This window comes from Rhodococcus sp. Q1 (assembly GCF_004153645.1).
GTDB classification, from domain to species: Bacteria; Actinomycetota; Actinomycetes; order Mycobacteriales; family Mycobacteriaceae; genus Rhodococcus; species Rhodococcus gordoniae.
On the sequence record NZ_SDMJ01000003.1, the window covers coordinates 338871 to 354035 of the forward strand.

Sequence of the window (15165 nt, forward strand, 5' to 3'; positions counted from 1 at the left end):
CGACATCCCCGCGACCGACGACAGTCCCGCGTCGATGGTCGATCGCGGTGTGGGGGAGTCCGACCACCTGCAGCGCCTGTGGTCGCCGCACCGGATGTCGTACATCACCGAGTCCCCGCGAGGTCGCGACGAGCCGTACGAACCCTTCACCGACATCCCGAAGATGTCCGACGAGGAAGGTCTCGTCGTCGCTCGCGGCGAAACGGTGTACGCGGTGCTCAACCTGTACCCGTACAACCCGGGGCACCTGATGGTCGTGCCGTACCGCCGGGTCGCCAATCTCGAGGATCTGACGCCCGACGAGAGCGCCGAGCTCATGCAGTTCGCCCAGCGTGCGCTTCGGGTCATCAAGCGGGTGTCGCGTCCGCACGGCTTCAACGTGGGCCTGAACCTCGGTGCCGCGGCAGGAGGTTCGCTGGCCGAACATCTGCACCTGCACGTCGTGCCGCGCTGGGGTGGCGACGCCAACTTCATCACGGTCCTCGGCGGGTCGAAGGTGATGGTGCAGCTGCTGCGCGACACCCGTGCGCTGCTCGCCTCGGCATGGGACGAGTGAGGGCGCGTCCCGAGCCGGCGAGATCGCAGCGCACCCCCGGTGTCGCCTGCAGATCTGCAGCGAGCCACCCGCGCATCTTCGGCTCGACTCGTGGCAGGATCGGATTCCGGACACAACGGTCGGACGGGAAGACAGGGGTCGCGGGATGCTGAGCTTCTTCGGGCGTGCGTCGGTGTCGAAGGTCACCGCGCCGCTCGGTAAGGCCTTGATCCGCACCGGCCTGACTCCGGATGCGGTCACCCTGGTCGGCACCGTCGCCACGGTCGCCGCCGCCGTGACCCTGTTCCCCATGGGGTACCTCTTCTGGGGCGCGATGGTCATCTGGCTGTTCGTGATGTTCGACATGCTCGACGGCGCGATGGCGCGGGCCCGCGGTGGTGGAACCCGGTTCGGCGCGGTCCTCGACGCGACCTGCGACCGGATCGCCGACGGCGCGATCTTCGCCGGTCTCGCGTGGTGGGCGGTCTACCACGAGCAGAGCCGTCCGCTGTTCGTCGCCACCCTGCTCTGTCTGGTGACCTCGCAGGTCATCTCGTATGCGAAGGCACGCGCGGAGGCGAGCGGACTGTCCGCCGACGGCGGCCTGATCGAGCGTCCCGACCGGCTCGTGATCGTGCTCGTGGGAGCGGGCCTCACCGGACTCGGCCTCGACTGGGCGATCCACATCGCGATGTGGCTGCTCGTCGTCGGATCGGTGATCACGGTCTTCCAGCGGGTGCTCGCCGTCCGCAACTCCGAAGGGGCGCGCGAACTGCTCCCCCTCACGCCGGCCGGGAGCAGTGACACCGCTCCCCGGGACGACGGGGGAACGCAGTGAGCTTCGCCGAGAACGCATCCGATCTGGCGTACGCGGGCGGCTGGCGGCTGGTCCGGGCACTGCCCGACGGCGTCGCGCGACGGTTGTTCGACGCCGGCGCCGACGTCGCGGCACGCCGCGGCGGCGGACCGCAGCAATTACGACGCAATCTCGGGCGGGTGCTCGGGGTGCAACCGCACGAGGTGCCCGACGAGCTGATCCGCAGTTCGGTGCGGTCCTACGCTCGCTACTGGCGTGAGGCGTTCCGCTTGCCGTCGATGGATCTCGACGCGACGGCGGCGTCGATCGATGCGTCCATCGAGGGCCGCGAGCACATCGAGGCGGCGCTGGGCGCCGGTCGCGGTGTGATCCTCGCCCTGCCGCACAGCGGGAACTGGGACCTCGCCGGGGTGTGGTGCGTCCGCTACTTCGGGGGATTGACGACGGTCGCGGAACGCTTGCAGCCGGAATCCCTCTACCGGCGCTTCCTCGAGTACCGCGAGGGGCTCGGGTTCGAGATCTTCCCGTCGAGCGGCGGCGAGACACCGCCCTTCGGGGAGCTGGCTGCGCGGCTGCGTGACAACCGGATCGTGTGTCTGCTCGGAGAACGCGACCTCGCCCGCAAGGGAGTCCCGGTCACCTTCTTCGGCGAACCGACCCGGATGCCCGCCGGACCGGCGAAACTTGCCATCGACACCGGCGCAGCTCTGTTACCGGTGCACTGCTGGTTCACCGAGGACGGCTGGGGGTTCCGCGTGGATCCGGAGATCGACGTGAGCGTCGGGCTCGACGCGGCCACGCAGATCCTCGCCGACCGGTTCGCCACGAACATCGCCGCACATCCCGAGGACTGGCACATGCTGCAACCGTTGTGGCTCGACGATCTGTCGGAGGCCCGCCGCGCCCGAATGGAGGCGTAGGTGAGGATCGGGATGGTCTGCCCGTACTCCTTCGACGTTCCGGGCGGAGTACAGGCACATGTCGTGGATCTCGCCGAGGTCCTCATCGGCCGCGGGCACGAGGTGAGCGTGCTGGCACCCGCGTCCGAGACGACGGCCCTGCCCGACTTCGTCGTCTCCGCGGGCCGCGCCGTCGCCATTCCCTACAACGGGTCGGTCGCGCGACTGAGCTTCGGGCCGGTCTCCTACGCGCGGGTCCGCCGCTGGATCAACGACAACGACTTCGACGTCCTCCACATCCACGAACCGAACGCGCCGAGCCTGTCGATGCTCGCGCTCAAGGTGGCCGAGGGACCGATCGTGGCGACCTTCCACACATCCACGACGAAATCGCTGGTGCTCAGCACCTTCCAGGGTGTTCTGCAGCCCTATCTCGAGAAGATCAGCGGCCGGATCGCGGTCTCCGAGCTGGCCAGGCGGTGGCAGGTCACTTCCCTCGGTGCCGACGCGGTCGAGATCCCCAACGGCGTCGACGTGCCGTTCTTCCGGCACGCCCCGCTGCTGCCCGGCTACCCGCGAGCGGGCCGCACCGTGCTGTTCCTCGGCCGGTACGACGAATCCCGCAAGGGCATGGAGGTTCTGCTCGGCGCGCTGCCCGCTCTCGTCGCGCGTCACCCCGATATCGAGATTCTCGTGGTCGGCCGGGGCGACGAGGACCGCTTGCGGAAGGAAGCCGGACGCTACTTCCGGCACCTGCGCCTCCTCGGGCAGGTCGACGACGACGACAAGGCGTCCGCGATGCGCAGCGCCGACGTGTACTGCGCGCCGAACCTCGGTGGTGAGAGTTTCGGTATCGTGCTCGTCGAGGCCATGGCCGCGGGGACGGCCGTCGTCGCCTCCCAGCTCGACGCCTTCCGCCGGGTGCTGCGCGACGGGCAGGCGGGTGTCCTCGTCCCGGTCGGCGACGCCGACGCGCTCGCACGCGGCATCCTCGAGGTCCTCGACGACGACGACCGCCGGCAGGCACTGGTCGACTTCGGATCCACAGTGGTCGAGGCCTACGACTGGCCGGTGGTCGCGGACCAGATCCTGCGGGTCTACGAGACCGTCACCGTCGGGGCCGGTCCGGTCCGGGAGGTCCGGTCGTGACCTTCAGCGCGGTGACGATCCTGATCCTGTCGCTGGTGGCCGCTGTCGTCGTAGCGATCGGTGTATGGGCTTATTCCACCGCCAACCGCCTCGACCGCCTCCACGTGCGCTCGGACCTGTCCTGGCAGGCTCTGGACGCGGCCCTGGCCCGGCGCGCGGTGGTCGTGCGGAGCATCGCGGCGTCGATCCCGGTGCCGGAGGGACGCGCCCTCGCACTGCTCGCCGACACCGCCGAGCGGGCCGACCGTACTCGGCGCGAGGAAGCCGAGAACGCGTTGTCGGCGGCCCTGGCACGGCTCGAGACCGGCCGGTTGCGGCCCCAGCTCGTAGCCGAACTCGCGGACGCGGAGGCGCGGGTCCTCATCGCCCGTCGCTTCCACAACGACGCGGTGCGCGACACCTTGGCGCTGCGTCGCCGTCGGCCGGTCCGCTGGCTGCATCTCGGCGGTACCGCGCCGCTACCCACCTACTTCGAGATCGCCGAGCGCGCGGGTGCGGTCGCGACCGCTCCCGCCGCCGCGCCCGTACCTGCCGACCGCACCACTCCGATTCCGGATCGGGCACGCACATCGGCCAGGGTCGTGCTGCTCGACGAGGACGGCCGGGTCCTGCTCCTGCGCGGACACGACCCGGCGGCGCCCGAGCGGCACTTCTGGTTCACGGTCGGCGGCGCGGTCGAGGGTGGCGAGGACCTGGCGACGGCCGCGCTCCGGGAGATCGCCGAGGAGACCGGCCTCCACGTCGATCGCGACCACCTGTGCGGGCCGATGTGGCGGCGTGTGGCGGTGTTCCCGTTCAACGGGGAGGTCCTGCATTCGGAGGAGTTGTTCTTCGCGGTGCGGGTGCCGTCGTTCGAACCCGCCGACGACGGTTTCACCGATCTCGAGCGGCGCATGCGCCTCGAGCATCGCTGGTTCGACGACGAGGACCTGCAGGCGCTCGTGCGGTCCGGAAACGCGGTCTACCCGCAGGATCTGCCCGAGCTGCTCGACGAGGCGCGGCAGATCGCGGCGCGGCGACGCCAACCGGAGATCCGCGCGATCCACTGACGTCGCCAGGAGCATTTCGGTCATGCCGAGGGTGTACACGTGCGGGCCAGTGTGCGGAACTGGACGGTTCCGGCGAGAACGTGCGGGTCTCGACCCCCGGGCCGCGCGCCACTCGCTACGAGAATCGGCGCTGATCCGGACGACAGTTCGGGGCGGCGTGGTCGAACCTCCCGACGTTCGGTGAAGGGATGGACCGACACAATGCAGTCCAGTTGTTTGCAACTGGCTATGGGGTGGGCTCTGATACAGCCCTAAGCTGGGGACCGCTGCCCGGTCGCTTGTGCGCCGGCAGGATTCGTCGATCCGTCCACCGAGGAGGAATTCCCATCGTGACCAGCCCCGATACCGCCCCCGTCACCGGCACCGCCCGCGTCAAGCGAGGCATGGCCGAGATGCTCAAGGGTGGGGTGATCATGGACGTGGTCACCCCCGAGCAGGCGAAGATCGCCGAGGACGCCGGCGCGGTGGCGGTCATGGCGCTCGAACGCGTGCCCGCCGACATCCGCGCGCAGGGCGGCGTGTCGCGCATGAGCGACCCCGACATGATCGACGGCATCATCGAGGCCGTCTCGATCCCCGTCATGGCCAAGGCCCGCATCGGCCACTTCGTCGAGGCCCAGATCCTGCAGGCCCTCGGTGTCGACTACATCGACGAGTCGGAGGTGCTCACCCCCGCCGACTACGAGAACCACATCGACAAGTTCGCGTTCACGGTGCCGTTCGTGTGTGGTGCCACGAATCTCGGTGAAGCACTGCGCCGTATCAACGAGGGCGCGGCGATGATCCGTTCCAAGGGCGAGGCCGGTACCGGCGACGTGTCGAACGCCACGACCCACATGCGCCGGATCCGCCAGGAGATCCGTCGTCTGACCTCGCTTCCCGAGGACGAGCTCTACGTCGCCGCCAAGGAACTCCAGGCGCCCTACGATCTCGTCGTGGAGGTCGCGCGGGCGGGCAAACTGCCCGTCACCCTCTTCACGGCCGGTGGAATCGCCACCCCCGCCGACGCGGCGATAATGATGCAGCTCGGCGCCGAGGGCGTGTTCGTCGGATCCGGAATCTTCAAGTCGGGCAACCCCGCCCAGCGTGCGGCCGCGATCGTCAAGGCCACCACCTTCCACGACGATCCGGACGTGCTCGCGAAGATCTCACGTGGTCTCGGTGAGGCGATGGTGGGCATCAACGTCGACGAGATCCCGCAACCCCACCGGCTCGCCGAACGCGGCTGGTGATCGCCTCATCGGGGTGCGTGCAGGGCGAGCCGGGCGACGTCGTCCTGCACGCCCTCCCCGAGGGTCCCGAGCACCTCGCACACAGCCCCGACGGCCTCTGCGGCGGTCGCCGGCTTCGACGCGCGAACGTGATCGAGCAGCCGTTCCTCCCCGAAACGCTCACGGGTCTCACCGGAGACGAGTGCCTCGCTCACGCCATCGGTGTACAACAGCAGCGTGTCGCCGGGGCGCAACGCGAAGGCGTGCTCGACGAGTCGCGGGGCGGGCAGCATCCCGATCAGCTGTCCGCCGACCGTCGGCAGGTAACCGACGCTGCCGTCCGCGCGCACGAGGATCGGCGGCGGATGCCCACCCGAGGCGAGGCGGATGTCGATCCTTCCCGACGCCGGGTCGGGCGCGACCGTGCCGAAGGCGAGTGTGCAGAAGGGTGCTCGCGCGCTGCGGTCGCGTTCGTCGAGCAGAGTCGTGTTGAGCGTCCTGAGCGCCGCCGAGGGGTCCGTCTCGTAGACCGCCGCGGCACGCAAGGTGTACCGGACGATCGACGTCACCGCCGCTGCGCGGGCGCCCTTTCCGCACACGTCGCCGAGGAACAGTCCCCACGTTCCGGCGCGCGCGGGGAACAGGTCGTAGAAGTCGCCGCCGACCTCGTCGGGAGACGCGATGTGGTAGTACGCGTCGACCTCGAGACCCGGTACCTCGGGCAGGCTCGGGGGGAGGAGAGTGGCCTGGAGAGTGGTGTTGACCGTGCGGAGCCGTTCGCGTTCGAGTTCGGCCTCCCGGCGCGCCCGCAGCAGTTCCGACTCGTAGGCCCGGCGTTCGCGGGCGTCGAAGAGCATGGTGCGGATCAGTGCCGGCCTGCCCTCGGCGTCGGACTCCACGACGGACGCGGCCAGGACGGGCAGCCGGGTCCGGTCGGCCCGGACGAGCTCGAGAGCGATCCCGTTGATATGCCCCTGCACGAGCAGGAGCGGAGCGTAGTGGGTCTCGTGGTAGATGCGACCGCCCACGCTGAGCAGGTCGGAGAAGTACCGCTTGCCGACCAGGTCGTCGCTCGGGTATCCGAGCCAGTCCGTCAGCGTGCGGTTGACGTCGGTGATGCGGCCGTCGGGGAGGGTCGTGAGGAATCCGCACGGCGCGTTCTCGTAGAGCATGTCGCCGTGGCGCAGGCCGGGATCGAAGATCCGATCGGGCGTCGCCGTCACCCCGATCTGCGTGCGAACGCCGCGATCGCGGCGGCGGTCTCTTCCGGTGCGCTGAGCTGTGGGCAGTGGCCGGTCGCGTCCAGGGTCACGAGTTCGCTCCCCGGGATCTGCTCGTGAACGAACACGCCGACCTCACGCGGCGCGATCGTATCGTGGGCGCACTGTGCGACGAGAGTGGGCACCGACACCGCCGCCAGCTCGGCGCGGTTGTCGGACAGGAAGGTCACCCGGGCGAAGACCCGCGCCACCGCAGGGTCGGTGCGGCAGAAGATCTCGGCGAGCTCGTCACCGAGCTCCGGCCGGCCGGGATTGCCCATGATGACCGGGGCCATCGTGTCGGTCCAGCCGAGATAGTTCGCCTCGAGGGATTCGAGCAGTTCGTCGATGTCGGCCGCGCTGAACCCGCCGCGGTAACCGGTGACCGGATCGTCGATGAAACACGGGGACGGTGCGAGGAGCACGAGTCCGGCGAAGACGTCCGGGGCTGCAGCGGCGGCGAGGACGCCGATCGAGGCGCTCACCGAGTGACCGACGAAGACCACCGGACCGAGGTCCAGGCCCCGGCACAGGTCGACGACGTCCTCCGCGTAGGTCTCCATCCGCGAATAGCGCCGGGGGTCCCAGGCCGTCGCATCGGAACGCCCGGAACCGACGTGGTCGAACCGCACCACGGTGAAGTCGGATTCGAGACGTGGGGTCACCAGGCGCCACAGATGCTGGTCGCAGCCGAAACCGTGCGCGAGGACGACGACCGGACCCGACCGGTTCCCGGTGATCGTCGCGCTGTTGCGGCGCACCACATCGGTGACGTGTTGCATTGCACCCCCTCTGTTCTCCCGAGGGTGTCACATTCGGTACTCGAAGGCGATCCCGGTTGCCGCACGACTTCCCGGGGACCCGGCGTTCGGCGCACGTCCGTGCAGCTAGCCTTCTTGCGAACGGTGCACAGAAGGAGATCGCATGGCGAAGATCGAGCAGATCCTGGCGCTCGAACAGATCGAGAACGACATCTTCCGGGGGATAGCGACGGAGACGCTGCTGCCGCGGACGTTCGGTGGTCAGGTCGCCGCGCAGGCGCTGGTGTCGGCGGTGCGCACCGTCGAACCCGACCATCTGGTGCACTCGCTGCACGGTTACTTCCTGCGCCCCGGCAATCCCACGATGCAGATCGTCTACCTCGTCGACCGGATCCGCGACGGCCGCTCCTTCTGCACCCGGCGCGTGACGGCCGTCCAGGACGGCAAGGCGATCTTCACCATGTCGGCGTCGTTCCACGTGCGCGACGAGGGGATCGAGCACCAGGACACGATGCCTCGGGTGCCGGATCCCGAGGAACTGCCCGATCCGGAGACCGTGATCGACGACGCCACCCTGCTGTGGGCCAAGAAGGAATGGGCCGAGTGGGACTTCCGGTTCGTTCCCCGCGACCGGATGGATTCGTCGAGCAGGATGGCCGCGCAGCAGCAGTTGTGGTTCAAGTCCCGCGAGATCCTTCCCGACGACCCGGTCTTCCACGTGTGCACCCTCGCGTACATGAGCGACATGACGTTGCTCGGCTCGGCGAGTGTCGGCCACGACGACGAACGGACGCAGGGTGCGTCCCTGGACCACGCGATGTGGTTCCTGCGGCCGTTCCGCGCCGACGACTGGCTGCTCTACGACCAGACGTCACCCTCCGCCGGACTGGGCCGGGCGCTGACCCAGGGGCGGATCTTCGATCGCAACGGCAATATGGTCGCGGCGGTGGTGCAGGAAGGACTCACGCGGTACCTGCGCGATTCCTGAACGGGAAGTCCCGACCGGGCGCCTTTCGGGCCCGTCGCGGGCCCGGCGCTCCGACGCTGCACACCGGCGACCCCGAACGGACAGGCAGGCAACAGTGACCACTACTTCCCCCACGATCGGCGTCCTGGCATTGCAGGGCGACGTCCGCGAACATCGCAGCGCTCTCGAGGCGGCAGGCGCGCGGACGATCGCGGTGCGTCGCGAACGCGAACTCGACGAGGTCGACGGCATCGTCCTTCCGGGAGGCGAATCCACCACCGTCAGCCGTCTGCTGCGTGTGTTCGACCTGCTCGAACCGCTGCGGACCCGGCTGGAGGCCGGGCTGCCCGCCTACGGTTCGTGTGCCGGCATGATCCTGCTCGCGTCCCGGGTGCTCGACACCACCGACGATGCCGAGCATCTGGACGCACTCGACATCGTGGTGCGCCGCAACGCGTTCGGCCGCCAGGTGGATTCGTTCGAGACCGACCTGCCCGTGACGGGCCTCGACGACGGTCCGGTGCGCGCGGTGTTCATCCGCGCACCCTGGGTGGAAGAGGTCGGTTCCGGCGTCGAGGTCCTCGCCACGGTGCCGGACGGGCCGGCGGCGGGACGGGTGGTCGCAGTGCGGCAGGGCGCTGTGATCGCGACGTCCTTCCACCCCGAGATCACCGGTGACCATCGTGTGCACCGGCTGTTCGTGGAGACCGTGCGCTCGGCGACCCGGCGGCCGGGCGGTATCCCACAACGGGAGCGCGTAGAATCGACTCTCCGACCTGTCGGTTGACGCCGACCACACTTCGCCGGAAGGGGCTCGAAGCGAATGAGCGGCCACTCCAAATGGGCCACCACCAAGCACAAGAAGGCGGTCATCGACGCCAAGCGCGGCAAGATGTTCGCGAAGCTCATCAAGAACATCGAGGTGGCGGCCCGGACCGGCGGTGGCGACCCGGCGGGTAACCCGACCCTGTTCGACGCCATCCAGAAGGCGAAGAAGAGCTCGGTCCCGAACGACAACATCGAGCGTGCGCGCAAGCGCGGCGGCGGTGAGGAAGCCGGCGGCGCCGACTGGCAGACCATCACCTACGAGGGTTACGGTCCCAACGGTGTCGCGCTGCTCATCGAGTGCCTGACCGACAACCGCAACCGCGCCGCCGGCGAGGTCCGGACGGCGATGACCCGCAACGGCGGCAACATGGCCGATCCGGGCTCGGTCGCCTACCTGTTCACCCGCAAGGGCGTGGTGGTGCTCGAGAAGAACGACCGGAGCGAGGACGAGATCCTCGAGGTCGTCCTCGAAGCCGGCGCCGAGGAGATCAACGATCTCGGCGACTCGTTCGAGATCGTCTCCGAGGCGAGCGACCTGATCGCCGTGCGTACGGCTCTCGTCGACGCCGGCATCGACTACGACTCCGCCGATCCGGATTTCCGGGCCTCGGTCGAGGTGCCCGTCGACGCCGAGGGCGCGCGCAAGGTCATGAAACTGGTCGACGCGCTCGAGGACTGCGACGACGTGCAGAACGTCTACACCAACGTCGACATCTCCGACGACGTGCTCGCAGAACTCGACGCCTGAGCGACGCTCGCGTCGTAGTCGTCCCCGAGCGACGCTCGCGTCGTCCTTGTCACAGCGGCCGGGGTCGCGTGTCGGTCTCCCGGCACCCGACCCCGGCCGCTATGCTCTCGAACAGGCGTTCGCAATCGTGCGGAGCGGGTCGGGATCCGTCGAGAGGTGTCGGAACCGGCCGTAGTCGGGTGTCGAGAGGTGAGTCGGGTGCGCGTGATGGGTGTCGACCCCGGTCTGACCCGCTGCGGGCTCGGAATGGTCGACACCGGACGCGGACGCGACGTCATCCCCGTCGCCGTGGGTGTCATCCGCACCTCGCCCGACCTCGACCTGCAGCACCGGCTGCTCGAGGTGTTCGACTCGGTCGAGGAATGGATGGACCGCTACAAACCCGACGTCGTCGCGATCGAGCGCGTGTTCTCCCAGCACAACGTGCGTAGCGCGATGGGCACCGCGCAGGCCGGTGGCGTCGTCGCCCTGGCCGCGGCGCGGCGTGCGATCCCGGTCATGTTCCACACGCCGAGCGAGGTGAAGGCCGCGGTCACCGGCAGCGGCACGGCCGACAAGAAGCAGGTGACCACGATGATCACCCGCATCCTCAAGCTCGATTCCGCGCCGAAACCCGCCGATGCCGCCGATGCGCTCGCGTTGGCCGTCGCACACTGTTGGCGAGCTCCGCTGCTCGCCAGGCTCGCGGCCGCCGAAGCTGCGGCCGCCCAGCAGAAGAAACGCTACGAGGAGCGGCTGCGCGAACAGTCGGCCGCACGGAAGGCAGGTAGCCGGTGATCGCCTCGGTGCACGGCGAGGTACTCGACATAGCCCTCGATCATGTGGTGATCGAGGCGGGAGGGATCGGCTATCGGATCAACACCACACCCGCGACCCTCGCCGGGCTCCGGCGCGGAGAGCAGGCCAGACTCGCCACCGCGATGATCGTCCGCGAGGACTCGATGACGCTGTACGGCTTCGTCGACTCGGAGGCGCGCGAGTTGTTCGGCCTGTTGCAGACGGTCAGCGGGGTCGGCCCCCGGCTCGCCATGGCCACCCTGGCCGTGCTCGAACCCGACGCCCTGCGTGCGGCCCTGGCCGACGGCAACACCGCGGCGCTGACGCGGGTACCGGGGATCGGCAAGCGCGGTGCCGAGCGCATGATCGTCGAACTGCGCGACAAGGTCGCGGCCTTCGGTGCGGCCGGATCGGCGTCGGTCGCGGCCGGTGCCTCGCCGCTGCGCGATCAGATCGTCGAGGCCCTGGTCGGGCTCGGTTTCACTCCGCGACAAGCGGAGCCGGCCGCCGACAAGGTGCTCACCGAGGACCCGGGCGCCGACGTCTCCACGGCACTGCGGTCGGCACTGAAGCTGCTGGGTAGGTCGCGGTGACCGACGAGTACCGCGAGTTCGACGCGGCCGCCTCCGACCGCGAGCGGTCGCCGGTGACGGCCGAGCATCTGCCCTCCGACAGCGACATCGAGACGAGTCTGCGCCCGACCAGTCTCGACGACTTCATCGGGCAGCCGAGGGTCCGCGAGCAGCTTCAGCTCGTACTGCGCGGCGCCAAGCTCCGCGGCGGCACTCCGGATCACATCCTCCTGTCGGGACCACCCGGTCTCGGCAAGACGTCGATGGCGATGATCATCGCCACCGAACTCGGCACGTCGCTACGACTCACCTCCGGTCCCGCGCTCGAACGCGCCGGCGATCTCGCCGCGATGTTGTCGAATCTCGCCGAGGGCGACGTGCTGTTCATCGACGAGATCCATCGCATCGCGCGTCCCGCCGAGGAGATGCTGTATCTCGCGATGGAGGACTTCCGCGTCGATGTCGTGGTGGGGAAGGGGCCGGGCGCGACGTCCATCCCCCTCGAGGTCGCTCCCTTCACCCTCGTCGGCGCGACCACCCGTTCCGGTGCCCTCACCGGCCCCCTGCGCGATCGGTTCGGTTTCACCGCGCACATGGACTTCTACGAGCCCCCCGAGCTGCAGCGGATCCTGCACCGGTCCGCCTCGATCCTCGGGATCGATCTGCGCGACGACGCTGCCTCGGAGATCGCCGGCCGCTCGCGGGGCACTCCGCGCATCGCGAACCGGTTGCTGCGGCGCGTCCGCGACTACGCCGACGTGCGGGCCGACGGTGTCGTGACCCGGGCCGTCGCTCAGGCCGCACTCGAGGTGTACGACGTCGACCCGATCGGTCTCGACCGTCTCGACCGTGCCGTGCTCGGTGCTCTCGTACGCAGTTTCGGTGGCGGCCCGGTCGGGGTGTCCACGCTCGCCGTGGCCGTGGGGGAGGAACCCGCCACGGTCGAGGAGGTGTGCGAACCGTTCCTGGTCCGTGCCGGGATGGTGGCCCGCACCCCGCGCGGACGCGTGGCCACGCAGGCCGCCTGGCTGCAACTCGGGCTCACCCCGCCGCCGGAAGCCGCCACCGGTGGCATCGAGGTGCGCGCGCGTGAACCCCGGCTCGACCTGTTCGAGGACGGCTCCGGCACCGTCCTCGAAGGTGGCGCCGATACGTCCGACCCGGACGATCCGGACGTACGGCGGTAGGACGCTCGGCCGGGGAATGGCACACTGGTCTACTGCGTCGGTCTGTGGAGGCCGATCCCGACGTCGTGGAGCCGCCCGCGCCACCACGACACGCTGGTGTCGCCTGCGTCACCACCCGCCGACAACGACCGAGGACTGACTTCAACGATGGAACTGCTCTTCCCTCTCCTGATCCTGGCACTGCTCGTCCCGACCTTTCTGGGCGTGCGGCGTCAGAAGAAGGAGATGCAGAAGGTGTCGGCGTTGCAGGATTCCCTGCGCATCGGCGACCGCGTCATGACCACCGCGGGGCTGCACGCCACGGTGGCAGCGCTCGCCGACGACACCGTCGATCTCGAGATCGCGCCGGGCGTCGTGACAACCTGGTCGCGCCTGGTCGTCCGGGAGCGCGTCGAGACTGCGACCGCGCAGGATCCGGACCTGTTCCGCAAGGACGACGATACGAATCCGCCGGAGGGACGTCCCACCGAGTACTGACGGCAGCTCCGCGCCCCACGGTGTCGGCACCGGACTCCCGGTGTCGAGGCCGAGCGCCGCGCGACTGCATCCGACCACCACTCACTCTCATCGAGGAGACCGACAGACCGTGGCACCTTCCAATGGATCGGTGCATCCCGTGCGCGCTCTCGCCCTGTTCGGGGTGATTCTCGCCGCGTTGTATGCACTGGTCTTCTTCACCGGGGACAAGTCGCCCACCCCGAAGCTGGGCATCGACCTGCAGGGGGGCACCCGCGTCACCCTTACCGCGCGAACCCCCGACGGGAGCAGCCCGAGTCCGGACAGCCTCCGCCAGGCCCAGCAGATCATCGAGACCCGCGTCAACGGCCTCGGTGTCTCGGGTTCGGAAGTGATCGTCGAGGGCGACAACCTCGTGATCACCGTTCCGGGTGAGGACAGTGCCCAGGCCAGGACTCTGGGACAGACCGCCCGTCTGTACATCAGGCCGGTGATCGGGGGACCGATCGACGCGAACATGACGGCCGAGGATCTCGCCCAGCAGCCCGGTGCCGGTGCACCCGGCGGCGGCCTGCCTGCCGAACCCGCACCGGCAGAGCCGGCTCCCGCCGACCAGGCGCCGCCGGCCGAGGCGCCCGAACCGCAGGGACGCCCGTTCCCGGCGCAGGATCCCACCGCGCCGACCGATACCCCGGCACCGGGCGACGCTCCGGCCGAGCCCACCGATGCACCCGGGACGCCCGCTCCTGCACCGGAGGGCGGGACGCCCGCTCCTGCACCGGAGGGCGGGACGCCCGCTCCTGCTCAGCCGAACGACGGCTCGCTCACTCCGCAGGAACAGGCAGCCGCCGACATCGCCGCGGCCAAGGCCGCCCGTCAGAGCGAGGACCCCGCGGTCCAGCAGGCGGCGGCCCTCGCCCTCGACTGCTCCGCGGCCGACCCGCTCGCCGGCAACGACGACCCGGCGCTCCCTCTCGTCGCCTGCTCGACCGACGGCACCGCGATCTACCTGCTCGGCCCGAGCATCATCGACGGCCAGCAGATCGAGGACGCGACCTCCGGTTTCAATCAGCAGCAGTCGCGCTACGAGGTCAGCCTGACCTTCGACAGCGAGGGCAGCAACACGTGGGCGCAGTTCACCGCCGCGAACATCGGTCAGCAGGCCGCCTTCGTGCTCGACTCCAAGGTCGTCAGCGCCCCCGTGATCCAGGGCGCCACCCCTGCCGGCAGCGCCACCTCGATCACCGGCCAGTTCACGAATACGCAGGCCGCAGAGCTCGCGAACACCCTCAAGTACGGCTCGTTGCCGTTGTCGTTCGTGGCATCCGAAGCCGAGACCGTCTCCGCCACACTGGGTCTGGCATCGCTCGAGGCCGGTCTGATCGCCGGTGCGGTGGGTCTGGCCCTGGTGCTCCTGTTCTGCCTCGCGTACTACCGGATGCTCGGACTGCTCACCGCGCTGTCGCTCGTTCTCGCGGGTCTGGCGGTCTACGCGGTCATGGTGCTGCTCGGCAGATACATCGGGTTCACACTCGACCTCGCCGGAGTCGCCGGTCTGATCATCGGTATCGGCATGACCGCCGACTCGTTCGTCGTGTTCTTCGAACGGATCAAGGACGAGATCCGGGAGGGGCGGAGCTTCCGTTCCGCGGTGCCACGAGGCTGGGCACGAGCCCGCCGCACGATCCTCTCCGGTAACGCGGTCAGCTTCATCGCTGCCGCCGTGCTCTACGTCCTGGCCGTCGGCCAGGTCCGCGGCTTCGCGTTCACTCTCGGTCTCACCACGATCCTCGACGTCGTCGTGGTGTTCCTCGTGACCTGGCCGCTGGTGTTCCTGGCCTCGAAGTCGAAGTTCTGGTCCAAGCCGAGCGTGAACGGTCTGGGCGCAATCCAGCAGGTGGCCGACGAGCGTCGCCTCGTTGCCGCGACCGCTGCGAAGGAGGCGTGACG

Annotated in this window: 16 protein-coding genes; 14 read left to right on the forward strand and 2 right to left on the reverse strand. The window is 69.4% G+C overall.

The features are described 5' to 3' along the window. Window positions 1-34: 34 nt before the first annotated feature. From EQ874_RS10110 to pdxS, 6 genes are all read left to right on the forward strand, one after another. Window positions 35-556, forward strand: a complete 522-nt coding sequence (locus EQ874_RS10110; protein WP_051017579.1) for an HIT domain-containing protein — start codon at window positions 35-37, stop codon at window positions 554-556. 145 nt (window positions 557-701) lie between these two features. Continuing rightward, a complete protein-coding gene (gene pgsA / locus EQ874_RS10115; protein ID WP_064064974.1) occupies window positions 702-1373 on the forward strand; it encodes a phosphatidylinositol phosphate synthase in 672 nt (223 codons plus the stop codon). Beyond that, window positions 1370-2272 carry a phosphatidylinositol mannoside acyltransferase gene (locus EQ874_RS10120; RefSeq protein ID WP_064064973.1) on the forward strand — a complete coding sequence of 301 codons (903 nt, stop codon included), beginning with the start codon at window positions 1370-1372 and terminating at the stop codon, window positions 2270-2272. The genes pgsA and EQ874_RS10120 overlap by 4 nt, the downstream gene beginning before the upstream one ends. Further along, entirely contained in the window at window positions 2273-3400 is a 1128-nt protein-coding gene (locus tag EQ874_RS10125) for a glycosyltransferase family 4 protein (RefSeq protein ID WP_129976667.1), read from the forward strand. Continuing rightward, window positions 3397-4449, forward strand: a complete 1053-nt coding sequence (locus EQ874_RS10130) for an NUDIX domain-containing protein (protein ID WP_129976668.1) — start codon at window positions 3397-3399, stop codon at window positions 4447-4449. Before EQ874_RS10125 ends, EQ874_RS10130 begins: the two co-directional genes overlap by 4 nt. Before the next feature lie 329 nt (window positions 4450-4778). Then, window positions 4779-5681: a pyridoxal 5'-phosphate synthase lyase subunit PdxS gene (gene pdxS / locus EQ874_RS10135; RefSeq protein ID WP_129976669.1), complete on the forward strand. Its 903-nt coding sequence runs from the start codon at window positions 4779-4781 to the stop codon at window positions 5679-5681. A gap of 5 nt (window positions 5682-5686) precedes the next feature. On the opposite strand, the gene EQ874_RS10140 is transcribed toward pdxS, so the two are convergent. Both EQ874_RS10140 and EQ874_RS10145 read right to left on the reverse strand, forming a co-directional pair. Continuing rightward, window positions 5687-6883 carry a SpoIIE family protein phosphatase gene (locus EQ874_RS10140; RefSeq protein WP_129976670.1) on the reverse strand — a complete coding sequence of 399 codons (1197 nt, stop codon included), beginning with the start codon at window positions 6881-6883 and terminating at the stop codon, window positions 5687-5689. Continuing rightward, entirely contained in the window at window positions 6880-7701 is an 822-nt protein-coding gene (locus tag EQ874_RS10145; RefSeq protein ID WP_129976671.1) for an alpha/beta hydrolase, read from the reverse strand. Before EQ874_RS10145 ends, EQ874_RS10140 begins: the two co-directional genes overlap by 4 nt. Window positions 7702-7843: 142 nt before the next feature. On the opposite strand from EQ874_RS10145, the gene tesB reads away from it, so the two are divergent. The 8 genes from tesB to secD all read left to right on the forward strand — a co-directional run bounded on the left by tesB (window position 7844) and on the right by secD (window position 15163). Then, window positions 7844-8668, forward strand: coding sequence for an acyl-CoA thioesterase II (gene tesB, locus EQ874_RS10150; RefSeq protein ID WP_064064968.1), 825 nt, complete (start codon window positions 7844-7846; stop codon window positions 8666-8668). A 94-nt stretch (window positions 8669-8762) separates the two neighbouring features. Further along, the gene (gene pdxT / locus EQ874_RS10155) at window positions 8763-9434 is read left to right on the forward strand and encodes a pyridoxal 5'-phosphate synthase glutaminase subunit PdxT (RefSeq protein WP_129976672.1); all 672 of its coding nucleotides are present in this window, start codon (window positions 8763-8765) and stop codon (window positions 9432-9434) included. 36 nt (window positions 9435-9470) lie between these two features. Then, window positions 9471-10223, forward strand: coding sequence for a YebC/PmpR family DNA-binding transcriptional regulator (locus tag EQ874_RS10160; RefSeq protein ID WP_016933013.1), 753 nt, complete (start codon window positions 9471-9473; stop codon window positions 10221-10223). Between the two features lie 198 nt (window positions 10224-10421). Further along, a complete protein-coding gene (gene ruvC / locus EQ874_RS10165; RefSeq protein ID WP_207213530.1) occupies window positions 10422-11000 on the forward strand; it encodes a crossover junction endodeoxyribonuclease RuvC in 579 nt (192 codons plus the stop codon). Continuing rightward, on the forward strand, window positions 10997-11593 hold the full coding sequence (gene ruvA / locus EQ874_RS10170; protein ID WP_016933011.1) for a Holliday junction branch migration protein RuvA: 597 nt from the start codon (window positions 10997-10999) through the stop codon (window positions 11591-11593). Before ruvC ends, ruvA begins: the two co-directional genes overlap by 4 nt. Next, on the forward strand, window positions 11590-12759 hold the full coding sequence (gene ruvB, locus EQ874_RS10175; protein WP_064064964.1) for a Holliday junction branch migration DNA helicase RuvB: 1170 nt from the start codon (window positions 11590-11592) through the stop codon (window positions 12757-12759). Before ruvA ends, ruvB begins: the two co-directional genes overlap by 4 nt. Before the next feature lie 147 nt (window positions 12760-12906). Continuing rightward, window positions 12907-13236, forward strand: a complete 330-nt coding sequence (gene yajC / locus EQ874_RS10180; RefSeq protein WP_064064963.1) for a preprotein translocase subunit YajC — start codon at window positions 12907-12909, stop codon at window positions 13234-13236. Window positions 13237-13345: 109 nt separating this feature from the next. Next, window positions 13346-15163, forward strand: coding sequence for a protein translocase subunit SecD (secD, locus tag EQ874_RS10185; RefSeq protein WP_129976673.1), 1818 nt, complete (start codon window positions 13346-13348; stop codon window positions 15161-15163). Window positions 15164-15165: the final 2 nt, after the last annotated feature.